Genomic DNA, 968 nt, shown 5'->3' with positions numbered 1-968 from the left:
GAGTCTTTCCAAATGCCTGCGGGCGCAAGGAGAGGGTGTCCACGATCGTTTGTGACGACGAACCTGGACACCCTCGTGACCGCACTCTACGTAAAGATTGACGACGACCTGGCCGGGATCGCCAAGCTGCCGGGTCGGCCACCGAAGCTCAGTCACTCCGAGTTGCTCTGCCTGGCGGTCATGCAGGCCATGCTCGGCTTTCATTCCGAGGCCCGCTGGCTGCGCTACGTACGCGCCCACCACCGTGACATGTTCCCGTTCATCCCGCAGGACCCCGGCTACAACAAGCGGCTACGAGCCTCGTTGACGCAGATCAAGCGGCTGATACGTGTCCTCGCCAAGGACACTGACTTCTGGCACGACACCGTGTGGATCGCCGACTCGACGCCGGTGCCGTGCGGCATGTCGCGGCCAACGGTGAAGCGGTCCGAACTCGCCGGCTGGGCGAACTACGGCTACTGCGCGTCGCATTCACGGTTCTTCTGGGGACTGCGGCTGTATCTGGTGTGCACCCCGTCGGGGATGCCCATGCTGTGGGCGCTGGCTGACCCCAAACTCGGCGAGCGCGAAGTGCTGGCCGCGATGCTGGAGGTCGACGCCGAACTGATCACCGACCGGCCCGGCCTGCTGCTGATCACCGACAAGGGGTTCGCGTCCAAGCCGTTTGAGCGATCACTGTCCGAACAGGGCATCACGCTGCTGCGGCCCTCCCGGAAACGGGAAGTGCTGCGGCCGGGCGAGCCGATGCTGAAGAAGGTCCGCCAGCTCATCGAGTCGGTCAACGACACCCTCAAGGGCCAGCTTGACCTGGAACAACACGGCGGACGCACCATCGAGGGCGTCTCCGTGCGCATCGCTCAACGCGTACTGGCGATGGCCACCGCGATCTGGCACAACTTCCAGACCAGCCAGGCGGTCAGCCGCTCGCTGACCGCCTATGACCACTGACCGTGTTCGGAAAGACTCGT

1 protein-coding gene is annotated in these 968 nt (G+C 64.5%); it reads left to right on the top strand.

Annotation, left to right across the window (positions count from 1 at the left end; genetic code table 11):
• The first annotated feature begins 51 nt into the window (after positions 1-51).
• Positions 52-948 carry an IS982 family transposase gene (locus I8N67_RS41710; protein ID WP_200309591.1) on the top strand — a complete coding sequence of 299 codons (897 nt, stop codon included), beginning with the start codon at positions 52-54 and terminating at the stop codon, positions 946-948.
• Positions 949-968: the final 20 nt, after the last annotated feature.

The sequence above is a fragment of the Streptomyces adelaidensis genome (assembly GCF_016598475.1).
Taxonomy (GTDB): domain Bacteria; phylum Actinomycetota; class Actinomycetes; order Streptomycetales; family Streptomycetaceae; genus Streptomyces; species Streptomyces adelaidensis.
Note: the sequence above shows the minus strand (reverse complement) of the source record. Positions and strands in the feature narration are given on the sequence as shown.